The organism is Halomonas sp. 707B3, assembly GCF_024158645.1.
GTDB classification, from domain to species: domain Bacteria; phylum Pseudomonadota; class Gammaproteobacteria; order Pseudomonadales; family Halomonadaceae; genus Vreelandella; species Vreelandella lionensis.
The window spans coordinates 1-3,961 of record NZ_JAMZBE010000226.1; the positions used below are offsets into that span (position 1 = coordinate 1).

2 protein-coding genes are annotated in these 3,961 nt (G+C 63.0%); one reads left to right on the forward strand and one right to left on the reverse strand.

What is annotated here, in order from left to right; translation table 11 throughout:
* Nucleotides 1–2,553 (reverse strand): exodeoxyribonuclease V subunit gamma (gene recC / locus BIS10_RS17830; RefSeq protein WP_253507356.1); only part of this gene is annotated, 2,553 nt, incomplete at its 3' end.
* 134 nt (nt 2,554–2,687) lie between these two features.
* Between recC and BIS10_RS17835 the strand changes: the two genes are divergently transcribed.
* Nucleotides 2,688–3,961, forward strand: a 1,274-nt coding sequence (locus BIS10_RS17835) for a dihydroxy-acid dehydratase (protein ID WP_253507359.1), incomplete at its 3' end; no start/stop codon positions are given.

Here is a 3,961-nt window from a genome sequence, read left to right on the forward strand (position 1 = left end):
GGCGGGTGGCGTGCGCGGGGCGTGCACCTCGCGCCATTCGTGGGCGTAGGTGAACAGTCGGCTTGCTGGGCTGTTGAAGTAATCGCGGCTGAAAGGCTGCAGCGGATGCTCGGTGGTGAGTGTTTCCAGCAGCGGCGCGCCGTTTTCCGTTTGCCAGCCGGCTTCTAAGTGGTCGCGCAGTTGGCCCACCAGCACCGAGGGCGGCAGCGGCGTATTGTCGATCTGGCTGCGGCCAACCCAACTCACGTAGAGCTGGTCGCGGGCAGAGAGCAGCGCTTCCAGAAACAGGTATCGGTCGTCTTCCCGGCGGGAGCGGTCGCCGGGGCGGTAGTCGCTGCCCATCAGGTCGAAATCCAGCGGCGGCTGGGAGCGGGGGTACTCGCCGTCGTTCATGCCCAGCAGGCATACCCGCTTGAAGGGAATGGCGCGCATGGGCATCAGCGTGGCGAAGTTGACCGCCCCGGCCAAGAAGCGTTGGGAAAGGCTGTGCTCATCGATCTGCGCCAGCCAGTGCTCCCGCACCATGGAGAGCGGCAGCGGGTCGTTGAGTTCGGCTTCCCGGCTGCTTTCCAGCATCTGCTGCAAGCCGCTTTCTAGCTTGGTGAGCATGATGCTCTCTTGGGCATCGTCGGTAAGAAAGAAAGTTTCCAGCAGCCCCCGTAGCCGCGCAACCCAAGTAGCGGCATCGGTGGGTTGGCAGAAGCTCTCCCAGGTGGCTTCGAGCTTCTCCAGCAGCGTCGCCAGCGGCCCAGCTAAGCCCGCCTCCAGCCCGCCGATATCATCAAACGGCTCGATGCCTTGCCACGCGTGGCCGTCGCCCACGGTGTAGCCCAACAGCAACCGGCGCAGGCCGAATGCCCAGGTGTTTTGGCTCAGCCCGCCGGGCAGTTCCAGCCTTTGGCGCTGCTTGGCGTTTAGCCCCCAGCGGATGCCCGCGCCTTCCATCCAGCGCTCTAGCACCGGTAGGTCACGCTCTTCTAGGCCGAAGCGCTGGCGCAGGGCGGGGACATCCAGCAGGTCGAGTAAATCGCTCACCGACAGGCGCAGCTCCGGCAGCCGTAGCAGCTTTTCCAGGGCAATCATCAGCGGCAGGCGGTGACGGCTGGCTTGGTCGGAGAGCGTGTAGGGAATGTGCCGCGGGTCGTCGGTGGGCAGCTGGCCAAACACCGCTTCGATGTGCGGCGCGTAGCGGTCGATATCCGGAACCATGACGATGATGTCCCGTGGGCGCAAGTGCGGGTCGGCGCTGAAGGCGGCCAGCAGCTGGTCGTGGAGAATCTCCACTTCCCGCTGGGGGCCGTGGGCGATATGGAACACGATGGAGTCATCGGCAGCGGGCAGTGCGGGCCAGTGGCCTTGCGTTTCCGCCACGGGGCGCAGCTCGCGGATGTCGTCTTGCAGCTGGCTGAGTAGGCAGTGGCGATCCTCGCCACTGAACGGCTCGAACATATCGATGCGCAGTGCCTGCTGCTCGAATAGGGTTTGGTAGTTGCCTGCGTCGTCGTGCTCATCGAGCAGGCGCAGGTAGTCGCGGCCCTGCTTGCCCCAGGCGGCTAGCAGCGGCTGGGCGTGCAGGTGCAGAGCGTCATCGGCATCGCCGGTGCCCAGTACATCCAGCGCTTCGGGCATGCCGGTTTTACGCCGCTGGCGGTAGCGCTGGGCGCGTAGCAGGTCTTTGTGCTCGATGATATCCGCCCAGTAGAACTGGCAGGGGTTGTGAACGCACAGCACGATTTGGCAGCAGCGAGAGAGCGCCGCCAGCGCTTCCAGGGTTTGCTGGGGCAGCGATGAAATACCAAAGATAATCAGCCGCCGAGGCAGCCCCGGTGGGCAGTCTTGGCCCTCTAGGTGCTCGGTGGCCTTCAAAAAGCGCTGGTGAACCTGGGCGCGGCTGCTGTTCAATCCGGCATTGCCTTGGGTGGCGGCCACATCGTCACGCAGGATGCGCCAGAGCGCGGGCTGCCAGCGCTGGTGCTCTTCCAGCGGGCGGTGCTCGCCTCTGGCGGTAATTAGCACATCGTGGCCGTTGGCCCAGGCGTCTAACCAGTCGGCGCGGTAGACCTGGTACTGGTCAAACAGATCCGCCAGCCGCTCGGCCAGTTGGTAGTGCTTGCGCTGGTCACGGTCGATTTCTAGAAACTGCGCCAGCGGCTCAAACACCGGCTGCCCGGCTAGGGTAGGCAGCAGGCGCAGCAGCCGCCATACCAAGCGCGACTTATCAAACGGCGAGGTTTCCGGCACGGCATCGGCGTTTTGCGAAACGTGAGTGAGCACCGTGCGGTAGGCCTGCCATAGAAACCGCGCGGGCAGCATCACCTCTAGCGCCGCCGCAATGCCCGCGCCGCCGTTCTTAGGGTCTTCCGCCAACGCCAGTTTCAGCCACTGCCCAATACCGTTGCTCTGCACCAGAATGGTTTCGTTCTCCAACGGCCCCAACGGCTGGCGGCGCATCCACTCCACCGCCAAACCGCGTAAATCTTCCAAGCGGTTAGCATGTACCACCATAAAACCGGGGGGGAGCGGAGTGGGGGAGAACAAAGCATTGGCAGGCATACGGCGGCGTTCCTTCACGGCAATCAGCGTCACGGGTAGCGGTGACGCTATGGTGCCATAAGTTAAGTACCTTGCGGGATGTAAGATATATCGCCAAGCTGTGGCCTTTGCCATGCAATTGAGAGGAGTCCGTGATGACCGAGCCGACCAACAATAATACCCGCCGCCACTCTGCCCCGGTGGTGGATGGCCCCGGTAAAGCGGCTAGCCGCGCCATGCTGCGCGCCGTGGGCTTCAACGATGACGATTTTCAAAAGCCTCAGGTAGGTATCGCGTCTACCTGGAGTATGGTGACGCCGTGTAATAGCCATATTGGTGAGCTGGCGGAGCTTGCCCGGGATGGGGCCGATGCCGCCGGAGGCAAAGGCGTGGTGTTCAATACCATTACCATTTCTGATGGCATTGCCAACGGCACCGAAGGAATGAAGTACTCGCTGGTCTCGCGGGAAGTGATTGCCGACTCCATCGAAACCGTGGCGGGCTGCGAAGGCTTTGATGGCTTGGTGGCGATTGGCGGCTGCGATAAGAACATGCCGGGCTGCGTGATGGGGCTGGCACGGCTTGATCGCCCCAGCGTGTTCGTTTACGGCGGCACCATCATGCCCGGCAAGGGCCACACCGATATTGTCTCGGTGTTCGAAGCGATGGGCGCCCACTCCCGTGGCGACATCGACCTGATCGAGCTGAAAAACATCGAAGAGACCGCCATTCCTGGCCCTGGCTCCTGTGGGGGCATGTACACCGCCAACACCATGGCTTCGGCCATTGAAGCACTGGGTATGAGCCTGCCGGGAAGCTCGGCGCAGAATGCCATCTCCCAAGAGAAACGCGATGACTGCAAAGCCGCTGGCGAAGCCGTGCTGGCGCTGCTGGCGCAAGACATCAAGCCCTCCGATATCATGACCCGCGAGGCGTTCGAGAACGCCGTGACCGTGGTGATTGCCCTGGGTGGCTCCACCAATGCGGTGCTGCACCTGATTGGCATGGCGCGCACCATCGGTGTCGAGCTGACCCTGGCAGACTTCACCGAGATCGGTAAGCGCGTGCCGGTGCTGGCCGACCTGCGCCCCAGCGGCCACTACATGATGAGCGAGCTGGTGGCGATTGGCGGCATTCAGCCGCTGATGAGAATCCTGCTGGATGCTGGGCTGCTTAACGGCAACTGCTTAACCGTGACCGGTAAAACGCTGGCGGAAAACCTCGCTAACGTCGAGCCGTACCCGATGGATCAGCAAATCATCGCGCCGCTGGGTAACCCGATCAAAGCCGAAAGCCACCTGCGTATTCTGTTTGGCAACTTAGCGCCGGAAGGGGCGGTGGCGAAAATCACCGGTAAAGAGGGCACGCGCTTTAGCGGCTCGGCGCGGGTGTTTGGCTCGGAAGAGGAAGCCCAGGCACGCATCAACGA